This window comes from Pseudarthrobacter sp. PvP090, assembly GCF_040547365.1.
In the GTDB taxonomy this organism is placed as follows: Bacteria; Actinomycetota; Actinomycetes; order Actinomycetales; family Micrococcaceae; genus Arthrobacter.
In genome coordinates this window covers 98,212-114,752 of the sequence record NZ_JBEPPO010000002.1, presented here as the reverse complement: position 1 = coordinate 114,752, position 16,541 = coordinate 98,212, and the positions used below count along the sequence as shown (strand labels likewise).

Below are 16,541 nucleotides of genomic sequence, written 5' to 3'. Positions count from 1 at the left end.
ATTCCGGCGATCCACCGTGTCCTCCTACAGGCGCTTACCCAGGTGCGGCAAGGTGCGCTGCGCTGCGGTTGGACGATCCGGATCAGCTATTACAGACTTGCGGTATCGAAAGCAGGCAGACAGACACGACGTCCGGGAAGGGGGTGCACATCACCGCTGACCACCACCACCACCAACCCACTGTTTCATCCGCGAAAGCCCCTCCGCTGAGGGGCTTTCCTATGTGCCGCGAGTCCCGCGGTGGGTGGCGTTTACACCGCATGATCATGGGTCCCGGCGCCCCCGGCGACCCTCATCGAGCCGACTGCCGTCAGCTGGCAGCAGCGGTCGCCCCGACTTCGTTTCCCAGCGCCGGACCTATGCTTAGGTAACGCTTATCCGTTCCGCCGAAGGAGAAATCGAATGTCTCGCATCATTTCGACCGGTTTGGCCAAGACCGGTCTCCTGCTCGGCTACAAGGTCGCCCGCGATACAGGCAACAGGCAGGCAGGCGGCGCCATTTTGGCAGCCTGCGGCTTGGCCGCCTTCACGGTTTGGAAAAACGACGCTGGCGCGGCCCGGGCTGCAGCCCTCACGGGCACGTATATTACGGCCTTTGGCGCGTCCCACCCCCTGGCGAAGAAGATCGGCGCGTGGCCGGCAGTATTCACGGTCACCGGGGTCATGGCGCTGGCCTCGATGATCTTTGGCGGGCGCCGCAAGGAGTCCTAGTACAACAGGCGCGCTAGCTGACCCAGCCAGCAGGTTGGTGGGGTCTTGTCGGTGCACAGTTGCGGACATGAGTGAGCTACGGAGGGGGAGCGCTTGCGTCCCCTCCGCTATTACTGGCGATGTTGTTACAGGATGAACCGCACCCAGGGGCGAACTGTCGCCGTCCCGGGCGCGGTCCTATTGATGGTGATGCGACAGGTACAGGCGTGCCTGGTCGATGAACCAGTCGACGGCTTCGGGATTGGCGAGCGATCCGCGGTTGATGGCCGTGTCGGGGCTGTGTCCGGTGAAGAGCTTCTTGATGGGAACCTCGATTTTTTTCAGGGCGTGCGTCACTGGCACGGCAGGGACGGCAATGATGTCGTCTGGGACGTGTCTGGCTGAGGTTAGTTGGCGGATGGTGCCGGTGATCTTGTTTTTGAGCTCTTCGGTCAGCTGGCGCCCGGGCTCGAGGGCTACAAAGAGCGGCATGTAGTAGCCGCCGCCTCTCTGCTCAAGCCCGATGACCATGGATTCGGTGACCTCGGGCACATGCTGCAATGCCGCATAGATGTCGGCACTGCCGAGGCGGACACCGGACCGGTTGAGTGTGGCGTCGGAGCGGCCGTGCACCGCGAAACCTCCTGCGCGAGTCTCGGTGATCCAATCACCCTGAGTCCAGACGCCGGGGAACTTTTCAAAGTAAGAACCCTGGTATCTGGCTCCGGTCTCGTCGCCCCAGAAGAACACCGGCATGGAGGGCATGGGACGGGTGATGACCATTTCCCCGACTTCCTCGACGACCCGCTGGCCGGCGTCGGACCAGGCCTCGACGGCCACACCCAGCAACGGCCCCTGGAGCTCGCCGAGATGGACCGGTTCCAGAGGATTGGATCCGATGAAGCCGCTGCAGATGTCGGTACCGCCGGTATCGGAACCCAGGTGCACATCATGCTTGACATGATCGTGGACCCACAGCCAAGTGGAATCAGGCAGTGGGGAGCCGGTAGAGAGAATGGAGCGCAGCGTCGAAAGATCCCAGGCCCGGCCCGGTTCCAGGCCTGATTTCTCGACGAGGGAAAGATAAGCGGCGCCCGTGGCGAACATGGTCGCCCCGGTCCGGGCCAGGATATCGAACTGCCGATCTTTCCGCCCGTACATGGGGGAGCCGGCATAGGTCACCACGGAGGCACCCGACATTAGGTTGTTGACCAGGGTGTTCCAGACCATCCACGAGGTGTTTGCGGCGACGTAGTAGCGTTCCCCGGGACCCATGTCCTGGTTCAGTCCGGTTCCCTTGAGAGCTTCAAGGGTCATGCCTCCATGGCCGTGCACAATTCCCTTGGGGGCGCCGGTGGTTCCGGAAGAGAAGAGGACCCAGAGTGGATGATCGAAGGCAACCCGCTCGTAGCCCGGCTCTGTCGGGTCAGTCATCAGGGAGGCGAAATCGAGCCGGTCCGTCGGGTCCCCCGTCTCTTGGCCGATGCTCCGCAGGAGGATGGTGTGTTCCAGCCCGGGCAGCCCGGCTTCGACGTCGGACAGGTGCTCGAGCCGGTCGACGTCCTTGCCGTTGAACCGGTAGCCGTCGACGCCGATAAGCAGCTTTGGTTCGAGCTGGCGCAGGCGCTCCAGGGTCGCCGCGGCGGAGAGATCGGGGGAGTTGATGGTCCAGATGGCACCGATGGCGGACGTTGCCAGCAGCCCGATGATCGCTTCCGGGACGTTTGGGAGCACCGCGGCGACGCGGTCTCCGGCGCCGATTCCGAGGCGCCGGAGGTGCGTGGCCAGTGATGAGACCTGGGATTCCAGTTGGCGCCAGGTCAGTTCCGTAACAGAGTCGTCCTCCTGGATTGTCAGGATTGCTGTGGACTCGGCCAGTTCGGGTGCCTGTGCGTGGCGCAGCACGTTCTCGGCGAAGTTCAGTTTCGCGTTCGGGTACCACACTGCTCCGGGCATCCGCTCTTCAGTCAGTGCAGGCCCGTCGAAGCCCTCACCGACGACGTTGAAGTACTCGCGGACGGAGTCCCAGAAGCCGGAGAGGTCATCGACCGACCATTGCCAGGTCTCCCGGTAGGTGTTGAGGCTGACGTGCCGGTGTTCGGCTACCCAGCTCATGAAATCCCAAAGCCTTGAACTTTGTTGCTGCTCGGCAGTAGGCTTCCAGGTCACCGGGCGGTGCTCGGCCGCCGTGCTTTGGATTGACATCTTTGTCCTTTTCTTCGTGTATCGACGGATCAGCCGTGGCCGTTTGCTGCCAGTTCAGCCCAGCCGCGCGGCCGTATTCTCGGAGGCGAGGGAGAGCAGCTCTACCAGGTCGGAGAGGCTGCCTACGACGAAGTCGGGCTGCTGCTCCGCCGGTGTGATCGCGGCGTCAGCGGCGGAGTGCGTGCCTGTCGTCACGAGGACGCCGAGCGCACCGGCGGTGCGGGCCATCCTGCACTCGAGGGTGAGGTCGTCGCCGATGATGAGCATCTGGGATGCCGGGACCTGCAGCCTGTCGATTAGGACGTTGATGGCCTCCTGCGAGGGTTTTCCGAGGACCCGGTAGGGGCGGCCGGTGACGTGACTGAGGCCTGCGGCGATGAAGCCGGAAACGCCCACGTTCAGGCGCTGTTTCGAGGCGAAGGAGGGCGCGTCGGAGGTGCAGTAGATCTCAGCACCGGCCAACACCGCCTCCGCTGCCGCCTGCAGTTTGTCTTTACCGAAGGCGGTGTCCCAACCGATGACGACGGCGGCCGCGTTAGTGGGCTCCCCGGCGAGGGCACGATCAAGGTCGACGAGGTTCAGCCCGCGGCGTTCAAAGTCGTGCCGGACGCCGTTGCCGCCGAAGACGAGGAGCGGCCTGTCCTGGTAGAGAGTCTGCATTGTTTCCGCGGCCACAACGGCCGGGGTGAGCACTTCGTCGTCGCGGACGTCCAGACCATGGAAACGGAGGGACTCGCCGATCTGTGCCGCTGTCTGCATGGATCCATTGGTGAACACTGCCATCGTGCGGCCCGTGCTGCGGACGAGTTCGATAGCTTCCCGCGCCCCGGGCAGGGCGCTGCCGCCGTGTCCGCTGGGACCGTCGGAGAGGACTAGACAGCCGTCAATATCGAACATGATCCCGCGGACGTCCGCGAGCCGTGCCTGTAGTTCGGTCCGGTTCATGAGGTTTCTCCGCTTTGGGCGCGGCGCAGTTCAACTTTTTCGGTGCCGCGGCTGACGGCCAGGTACTTCCATTTGGGAAGTTCGTGGGCTGCTCTGATGAATTCCGCGATATTGGTCACCGGGGCAGCGGTCCGGCTGGCACCCGTTGGTGTCCACCGGGGTGCGGGCCCGGCGTCGAGCATGGCGTCGACCTGGTCTCCCGGCAGCACCATGCGCAGCAGCAGATCCTCTTCGCTGAGCTGCCGCCCGAATTTCCGGGCGTATTCTTCGTGGAGTTCGGCCAAGGACCGCTCTGCTGTGGGTTCGGCCAGTTCCTTGGCCCGGGGCAGCTGGGACACTTTCTCCATCACCTCGGGGGCTATTTCCCCTTCCGGTGCGCCGAAGTTGCCGAGCACGAATCTGACTACCTCGTCGGGGATGCGGCTGTACCGGTCCTGTCCCGACTTGCCGGCCAGGACGTTCATCAGTGCCTGACTGCCCACGAACTGGCTGAAAGGGGTGACCATGATGGGGTAGCCGAGGTCGGCCCTGACCCGCCCGGCCTCCTCGATGACCGCCGGCAGCTCATCGAGCATGCCCAGTTCCGCGAGCTGGCGCTTGAGCGTGGACATCATGCCGCCAGGGACCTGGTGCACGTGGGGGCTGAGGTCGTACTCGGTGGGAACACCGGCCGGGAGACCTTGGGATTTGGCGATGGAGTAGAGGATGTCGGCTGCCGCAGCGGCCGCTTCGCGGTTTACCTGGACAGGAATACCGAGGGCGTCCAGGTTTCCAATGAGGTTTTCGAGGCCTGGCTGGGCGGTGCCGTTGGACAGGGGGCCCAGGCCGGTGTGGAGCACGTCAACGCCTAGTTCAGCGGCAACGAGGTACAGATGGGAGGCGGCGCCCGTCGTGCAGTGGCTGTGCAGCTCCAGGCTTTTGGCCCCTGCCGCGGCGCGGATGCTGGGGATAAGTTGGCGGGTTCGTTCGACGGTGAGCAGTCCGCCCGGATCCTTGACGTAGACGGCGTCGACAAATTTGCTGGCGCTGCAGAGGCCGGCGTTCCTGGCGTAGCTTTCGTCGGTGTGTACGGGGCTTTCGGTGAACGTCACCGCCGCGACGACCTGTTCGATCCCTTCCTCTTTAGCCCATTGCGCCACCCGCAGGAGGGACTCGACGTCGTTCATGGGTTCGGCAATCTGGAGCCTGCGTAGTCCGTGGGAGGCCATCAGACGCAGCGCCATTCGCATCACCGTCTCGGAGGCTTTGTCCCAGGACATAAAACGCATGCCCGTGGTGATGGCAGAGAGCGGCGTATTGGGCATGACTTCTCGCATGCGGGAGATGCGTTCCCAGGGGTTTTCCCGGTGCCACTTCACGCCCATGGACAGGTTGGTTGAGCTGGTGAAATCGATGGCGTCGTAGCCCACCTGGTCAAGAAGAGGGCCAACGGCTTCGACCATGCCGGTGGTAAGCCCGGTTGCGCCCCAAAGGCTTTGGTTGCCGTCGCGCAGGCTGGTGTCGACCAAACGGATGGTCTTTTGATGCTTCGAAGGCTGGTCCCTGGCCTCGGCCCGGGTCTGCGGGGTTGCGGTTGCGGTCATTTGACGGCCTCCTTCAGTTGGGCGTTACGCTGCTCCCAGGCGGGTGCGAACCATGAGGTACTGACCCCTCCCTGGATGAAGCCGGGGTGGGACAGGACAAATTCGTGCATGGGGAGAGTGGTCTTGACCCCTTCCAGGACGACTGCGTCTGCGGCCGAGCGCAGGGCTTCCACGGCGGCGCTGCGGCTGTGGGCGCGCACTATCAGCTTCGCCATCAGGCTGTCGTAGAAAGGCGGGAACGCATACCCCTCCAGGATATGGGTATCGACACGGATGCCCGGTCCGCCGGGCCAGTGCACGTCGGTGACCAGGCCAGGATTTGGCCGGAAATCATTGTCCGGGTCCTCGGCGTTGATCCGCACCTCAATCGCAACCGCCGGCGGGACGGGCGGGACATCCGGGAGCTGGGGGTCCTGGCCGAGGGCGAGGCGCAGCTGGGCTCCGACAAGGTCGATGCCGAACGCTTCCTCCGTGACAGGGTGCTCGACTTGGATGCGGGCGTTCATCTCCAGGAACACCACGTCCTCGGATTCGGTGTCGACGAGGAATTCGACGGTTCCGGCGCCGCGGTACTGCAGGGCCCGAACGAGCGCGCGGGACGCCTCGTGCAGCAACGACCTGCGCGACTCCGATAGTCCCGGGGCCGGGCATTCCTCGATGAGTTTCTGGTGTCTGCGTTGCACCGAACAGTCGCGGTCCCCGAAAATTTGGACGCCGCCTTTCCCGTCGCCAAATACCTGCACTTCCACGTGACGTGCTGCGGGGTAAAAGCGTTCGAGATACAGCGACCCGTTTCCGAACGCAGCCTGCGCTTCAGCTGCAGCCTGTGGTGCCAGCTCCGCCAATTCAGCGGAATCGCGTACGAGGCGGATGCCGCGCCCGCCACCGCCGTGTACTGCCTTGATCAACAGCGGGTATCCGAGGGAATCGCCGAGTTCCGCGGCAGCGGCCGGGTCATCGATTTCCACGGCGACAGCCACCGGGACGCCGGCCGCGACCGCGACCCGGCGTGCGCTGCTCTTATCCCCAACAGCACGGAGCGTTTCCGGTCGCGGACCGGCGAAGGCAATACCCTCCGCTTCGAGGAGCTCAGCTAGCTCGGGTTGTTCACTGAGAAATCCGTAGCCGGGGTGGACCACGTCCGCACCGGCGTGAACAGCGGCTTCGGCAACATACTCGGGCCGCAGGTACGACCGGCCGGCCTGCGCAGGTCCTATGACGATTACCCGATCCGCCAGGCGCGCGGCAAGCGAGTCGGTGTCTGCGGCGCTGGCGGCGAGCACAGGGCTGGCGCCGATCCTCCTCGCCGCAGCGATGATTCGAACGGCGATTTCGCCCCTGTTGGCCACCAGGACTATCGGTTTCTTTACGTCCCGCGGCCCGTTCATGGCGATTCTTCCTTTGCGACGACGGCCAGCGGCTGGCCGAACTCGACCTGGGCGTTGTCCGTGACCAGGAATTCGGTCAGGGTTCCCACAGCGCCGGCGGTGACCGGGTTCATCAGTTTCATGACTTCGATGATGCCGATCGTGGTATCCGGTTCAACGGCAGCCCCCGGTTCGACGAAAGGCGGCGCTCCAGGGGAGGGGCTGCGGTAGAACACGCCGATGATCGGGGCAGTAACGACGGTGCCGTTTGAGGCGGGCTCTGCGGGAGCCTGGACCGCAGACGCGATTTCAGTAACGGCGGGGGCGGCCGCTGAGGGTGCGGTTGCGTGGGTAGTCCCGTTCGTTGACGGCGCGAGAGACTGGGGCGGTGTCGTAGCGGCTGGGGAAGTGACGGGCATGTCTGTCGAGCGCGAGAGGCGGACGGAGACGTCGCCGAATTCCACGGCGGCGGACTCGTAGGCGCCCTCGTCCAGTTGGGTGACGAGGTCCAGGACATCCTGCCAGCTCGGTGTGGACGGGGTGCTCATTTGGTACTGCCCTTCGTTGCGGCAGCGACGAAGCCAAGCAGGTTGGACGTTGCCTTGGTGGTGTTCCTGCCTTTTTCTTCCTTGCGTTTTTTCCAGTTGGTTTCCGGTCGCGACTGCAGCAGCATGACCTTGGGAGTGCCGTCGGCGTCATGCTCCAGCGCCCATTCGATGTCCTGCGGGCAGCCGTAGTGCTTCTCTACGCGCAGGGCGATGTCGGCTAGTTGCATCACTTCCGGTTCGCTGAGACAGGCCACCTCGCGGCGGGATTCCTCTACATCCCGGAGTTCGACGCCTACGCCGCCGGGGGCTGGAACGTATTCGTGGGCCTTGGATGCGATGCGGGTACTGGTCAGGGTAGGGCCGATTTTGTTCAGCCAATACTCGTCGGGGGTCACTTCACCGGAAACGACGGCCTGCCCAAGTCCCCAGCTGGCGTTGATGGCGATGATCGACCGGTCACCCGTGCGCGGGCTGACGGTGAAGGTGACGCCGGCGACGTCGGCGTGGGCCATCAGCTGAACGGCCACGGAAATTTTAGAGGCATCCGAGGCTTCCGCGGCGGACATGCCGGAGCGGTAGGCGATGGCCTGCGGCGTGTACAGGCTGGCCCAGCATTCACGGACCTTGGCGATAACGTCATCTTCACCCACGACCCACAGGTAGGTTTCCTGCTGGCCGGCGAAGCTGGCGGCGTCGCCGTCTTCGTCCGTGGCCGAGGAGCGTACCGCGACCGGAATGCGGTCGGCATCGCCGATGCCGCGCCGCCGTGCGGTTTCCCGCGAGAGCTGCAGGTACGTTTCCCGGATCTCCTGCTCGATGGCGGGCGGCAGTTCGCGGCCCAGGATCAGCTCGACTGCTTCGTCGTGCGCCTGCTGCAGGGAGGAATTGTTCTGTGCGTCGGCTCCGAGCACAATCCGCAGCAGCTGCTGACGCAGGTCCGAGGCATCCCGGTAGTCCTCGTAAGCGTCCACGGTGACAGCGAAGCCGTCCGGCACGGGCAATCCGGCCTGAACCATTTCGCCAAGGCTGGCGCACTTGCCGCCTACCAGCGGCCGGTCGGTGCTGCTTAGTTCGTTGAATTTTCTTGTGTACTTTCCCACGGTGTTCTTCCTTCTCGGGTGGGGGTCGGTTCCGCCGGCAGCTTGTGTGATCGGCTGCCGGCGGCTGATCGAGTTGGGGGGCCAGTGGCCCGTGCCTCTGTCAGGCGTCGGTGGACTCGTCGAGGATGGTGACGGTTCCGGCGTCGCCGTCGACGCGGATCAGCTGGCCGGTCTTAATCGTGGAGGTGCCGAATCCGGTACCGACAACGGCGGGCAGGCCGTATTCGCGGGAGACGATGGCCGCGTGGCACATAATGCCGCCAATATCGCTCACTGCGCCGCGGATACGCCCGAACACGGGTGTCCAGCTGGGGCTTGTCACGGGGGAGACAAGGATTTCGCCTTCCTGGACGGTGTCCAGCTGATCGGGACGGAGCACTACACGCGCACGGCCCTCGGCGATTCCGGGGGAGCCCGCGAACCCGGTCAAAAGTGTCCGGCTGCTGCCGCCCTCCTGGGCAGTAAGCCACCGTTCGACGGTTTCCGGCGTGATGCCCCAGAGCATGATGGTCAGCGGCTCGTTGACCTCGCCGGGCACCGGGCCCAGGGCCGGCGGCGGGTTCCAGTTGCTGAGGGCCTCGTAGATTTCCTTGCGCCGCTTGATGATCTCGGGCCAGTGGTATCCGCCCTGGGGTTTGCCGCCGGCAGCCCAGGCCATCTGCAGGTCCACGATGGCTTCTTCGACCTCGGCCCTGCGCAGGAAGAAGATGTCCTCAACATCTTCCCAGAAGCCCCACGTCTGCAGCAGCTTGCTGAATTCGCGGGCCTTGTTCCAGAAATTCGTCAGGAACCAGTGCTCGACGTAGAAGTTGTGGTTTTCCACGTAGGGGAACACCGTCCGGGACAGGCCAAGCGCCGCGTCGAAGACCGGCAGGTCCTCCTCGTCCAGGAGGGAGCGGTAATGCACGACCAATTCGTCACGTTCGGCCTGGAGCTTATCCAGCGGCCGTCGCAGGTCGTCGCCCCCGCGCAAACGGACGATATAGTCCCCGATGGCCTGGATGGGGAGGCGGAGATCGTCGATCCAGCTGCGGTGCGAGTGGTACATGCCGGACCCATACGAGAAGGAGAACCACGGGTCTTTGCTCTCGTCGAGGGCGGCCAGCCACGCTTGGCCGGCCTCTGAGTCACCGAGGCTGCTGAGCAGGTCTTCCTCGGTGGTGGCGGCATGGACGAGATCGCCGACGCCGAGTTCCTCAGCCTTTCGGGCCAGCGCCCGAAGTTCGTCATCGGGACGGAAAAGCAGGACGTCAACACCGCTGACCATGCGGGAGATGGTCTGGTCATCGATCTCCGGGAAGTGCTCCTTGCACAAGGTCAGGAACTGCAGGTAGGCCGCGTAGCCCAGGTTCAGAAATTCCGAATGTAGGGTCCAGATCTGGTCGCCGTGTTCCAGCAGCCGGTGGTAGGCGGCCAGGAGCAGGTTGCCTTGGCTGGGTCCGCGGTCTGAGGTGACGCGTTCGATGTCCTCGAATTCGGACAGCGGCGGAATTTCCAACTCGTGGACGGCCCGGATGGCGCCCGTAACGCGGCTTTCCCATTCGGCGTAAAGGGTGTCCCAGTTCTCAAAGTAGTAGCCGGCACGCTTGCCGAATTCTTCGGCCCGTCGTGCCTGTTCCTCATCGTCAGGACTGGGAATCGTTGACATGTAGGTGTAGCCGTTGATGACGCGAACGTCCAGGCCCTTGGCCGGGGGCAGAGCAAACACGCGGGTATTCGTCACTCCGGTCCCAGTGAAGGCACCGTCAATGGTGACCTGGTCAAACGGGTAGGAGACTTCCGGGTAGTGCAGGGAGTTCCGGAACCAGGTCTTGGCAGAGTCTTCCGCGCGGCGAGTGGGCAGGAAACGGTTGTGGTATGCGTACATCTCCTCCCACCCCTCGGCACCCTCGGGCGTCTCAATCTCGTAGGGATCGGGGAAACTGCGTTCCGCCGTTCCGTTCTGCACTGGAACGGAGTTTTCGTTCACTTCGCTGTCCGTGGTGGTCATGACTGCTCCTTTGCGTCCATGGGTGTCCGGATGACAGGGGGACTGGTTTCCAGTGTGGGGACGTGTGACCCCAATCACCACAAACCTTTTCACTCAGCGAAAAGAAAGCTTAGTCAGGAGCCAGAATCCTTGCATTGCAAAGGTTCTTAGTCGAGGCTTTTCATCAAATGAAACTGGCGTTAGAGTGTGCTGCATAACCGGAAGGAGGAGAACTATGGCAGGTACTGATGCCGCTTCGCCCGGAAAATCAGTCACTGAACGGGCTTTTGCGGTACTCATGTCCTTCGATATGGGCCATCGTCAGATGACCCTGTCGCAGATTTCCCGACGGAGCGGGCTCCCGGTGGCGACGACCTTCCGCCTCCTCAATCATCTCGAAGCCATTGCGGCAGTCCAGCGGGATCCAGCAGGCCGCTACGCCATAGGCCCCAAAATCTGGGAACTCGGAATCCTCGCACCCACACACGACGTCATCGGCATGGGAACCCGTCCTCTCTTGCTTCGTCTTGCGACAAAATCCGGAATGATGGTCCGAGTGTTCGTTTGCAACGGAGAGCGGGCTCTCTGCGTGGAAGAAGTATTGGCCAACGGTGCCAGCGCGCCGGGCAGCGGACCCGGAATGACCCTGCCCCTGATCGAGTCTGCCGCCGGACATGTCCTCATGGGAGGGATGACCACTGCAGCCAGGAGCGCCCTGCCGCTGACTCGCACCGCGTTCGCGCGGATGGAGGAGGGCATCGCCGCAGCCACCGAACGAGGGTGGGCACAGCGATCTGACGCGGCAGGGCACATCGAATATGCCGTCCCGATCCGGGCTGAGGGCCGGCCGCCCATGGCCCTGTCCCTCAGTACAGCGCCGACGGTCTCAGCCGCCACGCGGCCGGGAGTTTCCATCGAGACGATGATTCCCGAGATGAGGGGGGTCGCCCGCAGCCTTGCTGCCATCCTGGCACCCGCGCATCGGACTGGCTCGGACCCTCTAGCAACCACCAGAAGGGAGAGCGGCGATGAGTAGTGAGCCATACAAAAGCTCGGCGAAGTCCGTCACCGCGAGGGCGCTGGCCGTCCTTGCCGCTTTTGACGTCGAAAATCCACTCCTTACGCTTAGCCAACTCGCCCGCAGAGCCGGGCTTCCTGTGGCAACCGTGTACCGGCTTGCCGGCGAGCTCGAAGACGGACGTTTCCTTGATCGGGACAGCGCAGGGCGCTACGGGCTCGGCGTACGACTGTGGGAGATGGGACTTCTGACACCCATCCACGGACGGCTGCGCGAGACTGCCATGCCGTTCCTCCTCAACCTCCAGTACGACTGCCGCGAAACCGTGCAGCTGGCCGTTTGTGATGGAACGAATGCCATATACATCGAAAAGCTAACCTCCGAGGTATCCGTTCCCCTTCAGAGCCGCATCGGTGCCCGTATACCGCTCCATGCCACGGGCGTCGGCAAAGCATTGCTCGCCTTCAGCCCGGAAGCGTTCGCCGACGCAATACTCGCTATGCCCCTAACCCGATACACGCCGGAGACGATTACTGACCGAAGGTCCTTGTCGCGACAGCTTGTGCAAATTCGCCAGAACGGCTACGCCCAGAGCCGCCAGGAATACCAGCTCGGATCCACTTCCGTGGCCGCTCCCGTCCTTGTTGATGGAACTGTCCAGGCCGCAATCGGCATCGTCAGCTACAGCCTCAGGACCGACATGGCCCAATACGTTCCTTCTCTACTTCGGGCCGCCGAAGGATTGGCCCGGCGTCTTGAAGACGCGCTCGGAAATGCGTATCCGAGCATCAGCGAACCAACCTCGGAGCACGGAGCCAACGGCACGGATCCGATGCCTGCTCTGTGAACCGCTGACGAACAGCGGCTCAGCATCCCGAAACACCACACCGCAACAGACCCGCAAGAGCCCTGCGCTGAGAGAGGATTGACCTGTGTCCTATGAACTCCACCTGGACGTCGAATCGCTCGTCGCCATCGACATGCACGTCCACGTCGAAGTCGATGACCACGGGCATAACGCACTGCCCTCACCACTGGTAGAAGCAGCCAGCAAATACTTCAAGACAAGCGGTCCCCGGCCGGACCTGAACGCCATTGCCGACATGTACCGGGAACGCAAAATGGCGGCCGTGGTCTTCACCGTGGATGCTTCAAGTCATCTCGGCCACCCACCAAACAGCAGTGAGGAGATAGCCCGCGGCGCAGCCGAAAACAATGACGTGCTGATCCCCTTCGGATCTGTAGACCCGAACCACGGATCCGAGGCGATCAACCGCGCCATCCGGCTAGCAGAGGACTACGGCGTACGTGGATTCAAGTTCCACCCAAGCGTCCAGAATTTCGACCCTAGCAACACGGAGTTCTACCCGTTGTACGAAGCCTTACAAGCGCTCAATCTCCCGGTCATTTTTCACACGGGCCAAACAGGCATCGGGTCGGGACTCCCCGGAGGTTTCGGCATTAAATTAGGGCTATCCAACCCGATCCTGCTTGATTCCGTGGCTGCCGATTTCCCCGAACTGCAGATCATCATGGCCCACCCCTCCGTCCCCTGGCAGGAGGAAGCTTTGGCTGTAGCGACTCACAAAAAGAATGTTTGGATAGACCTCTCGGGCTGGTCGCCGAAGTACTTTCCAGAAAGCCTTGTACGCCAGGCAAATTCACTTCTCCAGGACAAGGTGCTGTTCGGCTCAGACTTTCCCCTGATCACGCCAGACCGGTGGATGAAAGACTTTGCGCTGCTCGATCTGCACGACGAAGTCCGACACAAAATACTCAAAGCCAACGCAGTTCGCCTGCTCGGTCTCTAATAAAAACGACTCTCGGCCCAACCCGGATTAGTCATTGAGTGGTCGTGTGAGCAACCACGACGGGGCGACGAGGAAGGCACAAACCTTGAACAATCATAAAGAGGTCAACGCTTGCCCCGTCATGGCCAGCTGGTGCCGGGTTCGGGGCGAGGCCCTGATCGTTGCCACCGTGCTGTGGCGGCTGGTGGTGCCGCCCGGGTTCCGTTGTTTTCGTGTGGCTCTGTTAGTCCGCGGTCAGCGTCTGAACGGGCGCCGCCCGGTCATGCATGGTCCGCCGATCGCATCATGAATAGTTTGAAGGGAGGTGACGTCGTGATGGAGGGTCTAGAGGCTGAGCATGCCGTGCTGCATGCCCGAGACTCGGCAAGGGGTGCGGGCAGGACCCGGATGCAGCCACGGTTAAACTTCTCCAGCAGGATTAAGTCTTCAGGGCAAAGAAGCGCCGCACCCTGTCAATGCGGGTGCGGCTGCTTGGGGGAGGCCGCTGGTGGGGAGAAATGGGGTGTGGGCAGTGTCCACACTCTCGCCTCTGACCTGATGTTCCGGGTGTGTAGGGTCCCGGATAGACCTATTCGGTTGTGTAGGGGAGCGGCGGACTACAGCGACCACGCACCGCCCTTCGGGGTCTCTGCTGGGTGTTTATCCTCGTCCGTCCTTCCGTCGGGTTTTCGCGTTCAGCACTTCACGGTGGCCAGGGCCGCTTACAACATGACGTGCTGATTATTCTTTAAATCGACTGAGTGTTGCGGCCGGTCCGGAATTTCCGCTCTGATACCTGTTCATGCAGGAATCCGGGGGAACGGCCTGACATAGCAACTTATCCAGAGTTGATCATGAGCTCGCTGAGCCTGGCCAGTGAGTAGGCGGGCCGGCCTCGAAGACGATTTGCAGGAACCGGTGGACTTTGCTGCCATGGCCTTCCCGCTTGTTAACCGCCGCTGCAGCCATCGTTTCCCGTCACCGCCGCATCCGGCTTCTGGGTATCCGGCGTCGCGGTCCTCGCTGTTTTGGCGGTGGGAGCTGGCCACGTTGCCCCCAATCAGATTCCGACGATCTCTGCCTCCCCGGCGTCAACGCATGCTGGGCGAGCAACGCGGCGACGACCCAGACCGAATCTTTACCGATCGCCTGTGCGATCTGACAGCGATGGTCGAAAACTGAGCCGTTTCGTGAGTTGAAAAGTGAGCCACGTTGATGGTCGTTGTTCTGCCGTATGTTCTGGTCTTGTCGAGGGCAATGAGTCCGTGCGGGGGTGTTTGAGACGGAAGCTCGAGCCCTGAGGGTGACGACTTCGGCGTGGTGGACGATGCGGTCGATCATGGCCGAGGCGACGACCTGGTCTCCAAACACATCTCCCCAACGGGCGGACGGCATGTTCGAGGTCAGGATCAGCGAGGCGTGCTCGTAGCGTGTGGAGACGAGCCGGAAGAACAGGTTCGCGGCGTCCTGTTCGAACGGGATTTAACCGACTACATCGACGATGATCAGCCCGTACCGGCGCAGTAGGACCAGTTCCTGGGGCACGCACTGCTTTGACATATGTCATGGCCGTCTCGCGTGGAAGGTCATTATTGGGCGTGTCCTGGCAGGCCTCTCTGCGGACCCGTAGTCGTGGTCTGCAGAATGACCTGCCGGGACGGTTGGGGCTTGGACTATTGCGTTGCTTTGATTTCGTGAATGGTCAGGTTCCGGAATGTGGCGGCTCCTTCGTGGGCATAAAGGCGGATTCCGCTGTCGCCTTTAAGAGGGAATACCCGGTGCGAGTGCACCACCCGTCCGTCTCCGACGAACATCTCCACGCTCGTGAGGTCCACGAGGATGCGGATGGTAAGCCGTCCTGCCGAGGGGTCGATGGGGGTCTGGGTTTCGCCTCCGGTTGGGTTGATGGTCGGACGCCTGTTGAGGTAGGCGAAGGGGCCTCGCAGGAATGCACCGGCGGCGACGTGCCTGCCGCCGCCCTCTGCGCGGCATACTTCAAGGCCAACGTTGGCAGGTGCGGAAGCGGGGTCCCAGACGAGCTCGCAGGTCAGGTCGTAAGCGGGTGATCGGACGTCGAGGTCGCGGGTGCCCTTTACAACTATGTCGCCGAGGAGGTGGGTGCGCTTCACATGATTTTCCAGCGCTGACGTGGGGGCGGAGACGAGGTGGTACCCACCGTCCGCCTGTTTGAGGCGGACGTCGCGGACGATCATGTCATCGCCGTTGTAGGCGTCCGTTTCAAGGGTCGGTGTGTTGTGGGGGTAGTCCCAGAAGTTTGCCCACCCGATTGCCCGGCGGAGCGTCTCATCCTCCGCACCCGAGGCGTCGTGATGTGGATATGTGACTGCTCCGTAAAAGTCATAGCCATAGTCGAGCCATTCGGGCTCGGGCTGAGCAGGCGTGAACGATGTTCCGTCGAAGGTGCCTGTCCAGTACGCGTAGGTTGCGGGCAGGCCACGGGCTTTGCCGTTGGCACTCGTGCCGAGGATCCAATGGGAGGTGCCGTCGTCAGCGGTCATGCGGAAGATATCAGGGCATTCCAGAAGCCCGAGATCGGTGCGAACGAACTCGCCAACGCGCCGCCAGGACCGCAGGTCGGCGGAGGTGTAGAAGCCGAGCTTCTGCCCCTCGGCGTTCGCCATGAACCACCGTCCGCGGTCCGCGTCCCAGATCACTTTGGGATCGCGGAAATCGTGCACTCCGGGGTTCGGCAACACCGGGGCCGGACCGGCGGCCCGGAACGAGCGCCCGCGGTCTGTCGAGTACCAGAGGTACTGGGCTTGGCGACCCTCGGGCGCCTGCGTCACGAGGGCGATCACCGCGCCCTCGCCATATCCGGCGGTGTTCCGCTCGTCGACCACAAGCGACCCTGACCAGCAGTCGCCGTTGTCGTCGCTGAACTTCGGGATCGCAACGCCGTGGTCAGTGAACGCGACGTGATCCGTGGTCGTCGCGCGGCGCCACGACGTGCCTCCTCCGCCCCGCAGATAGTCAGCGTTGTACAGGTAGTAGTAGTGGTATTCCCCGTCCATGTAGATGGGGCGCTGAGGGTCGTTCTTCCAGTTGTCCGGGACGCTGAAGTGATAGGTCGGACGCATCCGGCGTGATCCTTTTGAAATTGAGCTGCTTGATGCTGGATCTGGTGTCCTGGCTGGTGCGGCCGCGGCGGATTCGGCGAACGCCGCTGAAAGTGCGAGCGATCCGCTGAGGGCCACCGCCCCGCTTCCGGTAAGGAGTGATCGACGAGAGACCGCGGGTGAATCTTGCATGAGTTCCTTCTTCTTCCTGGGCAGCCTCGATGCTGCTGTAGGAGTGGGTGTTGGTGT

General features: G+C 63.0%; 13 protein-coding genes and 1 pseudogene. 5 read left to right on the top strand and 9 right to left on the bottom strand.

Annotated features, from left to right (window positions below):
- Positions 1-402 precede the first annotated feature (402 nt).
- The gene (locus tag ABIC21_RS02480) at positions 403-711 is read left to right on the top strand and encodes a hypothetical protein (RefSeq protein WP_069951437.1); all 309 of its coding nucleotides are present in this window, start codon (positions 403-405) and stop codon (positions 709-711) included.
- Positions 712-888: 177 nt separating this feature from the next.
- Here ABIC21_RS02480 and ABIC21_RS02475 read toward each other — a convergent pair whose 3' ends face one another.
- From ABIC21_RS02475 to ABIC21_RS02445, 7 genes are all read right to left on the bottom strand, one after another.
- On the bottom strand, positions 889-2,895 hold the full coding sequence (locus ABIC21_RS02475) for an acetoacetate--CoA ligase (RefSeq protein ID WP_354348842.1): 2,007 nt from the start codon (positions 2,893-2,895) through the stop codon (positions 889-891).
- Between the two features lie 54 nt (positions 2,896-2,949).
- Complete coding sequence (locus ABIC21_RS02470; RefSeq protein ID WP_354348841.1) at positions 2,950-3,840, bottom strand: HAD-IIA family hydrolase; 891 nt, start codon at positions 3,838-3,840, stop codon at positions 2,950-2,952.
- Complete coding sequence (locus ABIC21_RS02465) at positions 3,837-5,423, bottom strand: hydroxymethylglutaryl-CoA lyase-like TIM-barrel protein (protein ID WP_354348840.1); 1,587 nt, start codon at positions 5,421-5,423, stop codon at positions 3,837-3,839. The genes ABIC21_RS02470 and ABIC21_RS02465 overlap by 4 nt, the downstream gene beginning before the upstream one ends.
- A complete protein-coding gene (locus ABIC21_RS02460; protein WP_354348839.1) occupies positions 5,420-6,811 on the bottom strand; it encodes an acetyl-CoA carboxylase biotin carboxylase subunit in 1,392 nt (463 codons plus the stop codon). Before ABIC21_RS02460 ends, ABIC21_RS02465 begins: the two co-directional genes overlap by 4 nt.
- A complete protein-coding gene (locus ABIC21_RS02455; RefSeq protein WP_354348838.1) occupies positions 6,808-7,338 on the bottom strand; it encodes an acetyl-CoA carboxylase biotin carboxyl carrier protein in 531 nt (176 codons plus the stop codon). Before ABIC21_RS02455 ends, ABIC21_RS02460 begins: the two co-directional genes overlap by 4 nt.
- The gene (locus ABIC21_RS02450) at positions 7,335-8,438 is read right to left on the bottom strand and encodes a PEP/pyruvate-binding domain-containing protein (RefSeq protein WP_354348837.1); all 1,104 of its coding nucleotides are present in this window, start codon (positions 8,436-8,438) and stop codon (positions 7,335-7,337) included. The genes ABIC21_RS02455 and ABIC21_RS02450 overlap by 4 nt, the downstream gene beginning before the upstream one ends.
- A gap of 100 nt (positions 8,439-8,538) precedes the next feature.
- A complete protein-coding gene (locus tag ABIC21_RS02445; protein ID WP_354348836.1) occupies positions 8,539-10,428 on the bottom strand; it encodes a PEP-utilizing enzyme in 1,890 nt (629 codons plus the stop codon).
- A 214-nt stretch (positions 10,429-10,642) separates the two neighbouring features.
- Between ABIC21_RS02445 and ABIC21_RS02440 the strand changes: the two genes are divergently transcribed.
- From ABIC21_RS02440 to ABIC21_RS02425, 4 genes are all read left to right on the top strand, one after another.
- Entirely contained in the window at positions 10,643-11,443 is an 801-nt protein-coding gene (locus tag ABIC21_RS02440) for an IclR family transcriptional regulator (RefSeq protein ID WP_354348835.1), read from the top strand.
- Entirely contained in the window at positions 11,436-12,272 is an 837-nt protein-coding gene (locus ABIC21_RS02435; protein WP_354348834.1) for an IclR family transcriptional regulator, read from the top strand. Before ABIC21_RS02440 ends, ABIC21_RS02435 begins: the two co-directional genes overlap by 8 nt.
- Positions 12,273-12,405: 133 nt before the next feature.
- On the top strand, positions 12,406-13,236 hold the full coding sequence (locus tag ABIC21_RS02430; RefSeq protein ID WP_354349062.1) for an amidohydrolase family protein: 831 nt from the start codon (positions 12,406-12,408) through the stop codon (positions 13,234-13,236).
- Between the two features lie 46 nt (positions 13,237-13,282).
- A complete protein-coding gene (locus ABIC21_RS02425) occupies positions 13,283-13,525 on the top strand; it encodes a hypothetical protein (protein ID WP_354348833.1) in 243 nt (80 codons plus the stop codon).
- Positions 13,526-14,461: 936 nt separating this feature from the next.
- On the opposite strand, the pseudogene ABIC21_RS02420 reads toward ABIC21_RS02425, so the two are convergent.
- Both ABIC21_RS02420 and ABIC21_RS02415 read right to left on the bottom strand, forming a co-directional pair.
- A pseudogene (locus tag ABIC21_RS02420) lies at positions 14,462-14,754 on the bottom strand (ATP-binding protein); the annotation flags it as partial.
- A 134-nt stretch (positions 14,755-14,888) separates the two neighbouring features.
- On the bottom strand, positions 14,889-16,313 hold the full coding sequence (locus ABIC21_RS02415) for a glycoside hydrolase family 32 protein (protein ID WP_354348832.1): 1,425 nt from the start codon (positions 16,311-16,313) through the stop codon (positions 14,889-14,891).
- Positions 16,314-16,541 lie beyond the last annotated feature (228 nt).

Coding starts and splice junctions, on each gene's coding strand:
- ABIC21_RS02480 (WP_069951437.1), top strand. CDS start 403: ATGTCTCGCATCATTTCGACCGGTTTGGCCAAGACCGGTCTCCTGCTC.
- ABIC21_RS02475 (WP_354348842.1), bottom strand. CDS start 2,895: ATGTCAATCCAAAGCACGGCGGCCGAGCACCGCCCGGTGACCTGGAAG.
- ABIC21_RS02470 (WP_354348841.1), bottom strand. CDS start 3,840: ATGAACCGGACCGAACTACAGGCACGGCTCGCGGACGTCCGCGGGATC.
- ABIC21_RS02465 (WP_354348840.1), bottom strand. CDS start 5,423: ATGACCGCAACCGCAACCCCGCAGACCCGGGCCGAGGCCAGGGACCAG.
- ABIC21_RS02460 (WP_354348839.1), bottom strand. CDS start 6,811: ATGAACGGGCCGCGGGACGTAAAGAAACCGATAGTCCTGGTGGCCAAC.
- ABIC21_RS02455 (WP_354348838.1), bottom strand. CDS start 7,338: ATGAGCACCCCGTCCACACCGAGCTGGCAGGATGTCCTGGACCTCGTC.
- ABIC21_RS02445 (WP_354348836.1), bottom strand. CDS start 10,428: ATGACCACCACGGACAGCGAAGTGAACGAAAACTCCGTTCCAGTGCAG.
- ABIC21_RS02440 (WP_354348835.1), top strand. CDS start 10,643: ATGGCAGGTACTGATGCCGCTTCGCCCGGAAAATCAGTCACTGAACGG.
- ABIC21_RS02435 (WP_354348834.1), top strand. CDS start 11,436: ATGAGTAGTGAGCCATACAAAAGCTCGGCGAAGTCCGTCACCGCGAGG.
- ABIC21_RS02430 (WP_354349062.1), top strand. CDS start 12,406: ATGCACGTCCACGTCGAAGTCGATGACCACGGGCATAACGCACTGCCC.
- ABIC21_RS02415 (WP_354348832.1), bottom strand. CDS start 16,313: ATGCGTCCGACCTATCACTTCAGCGTCCCGGACAACTGGAAGAACGAC.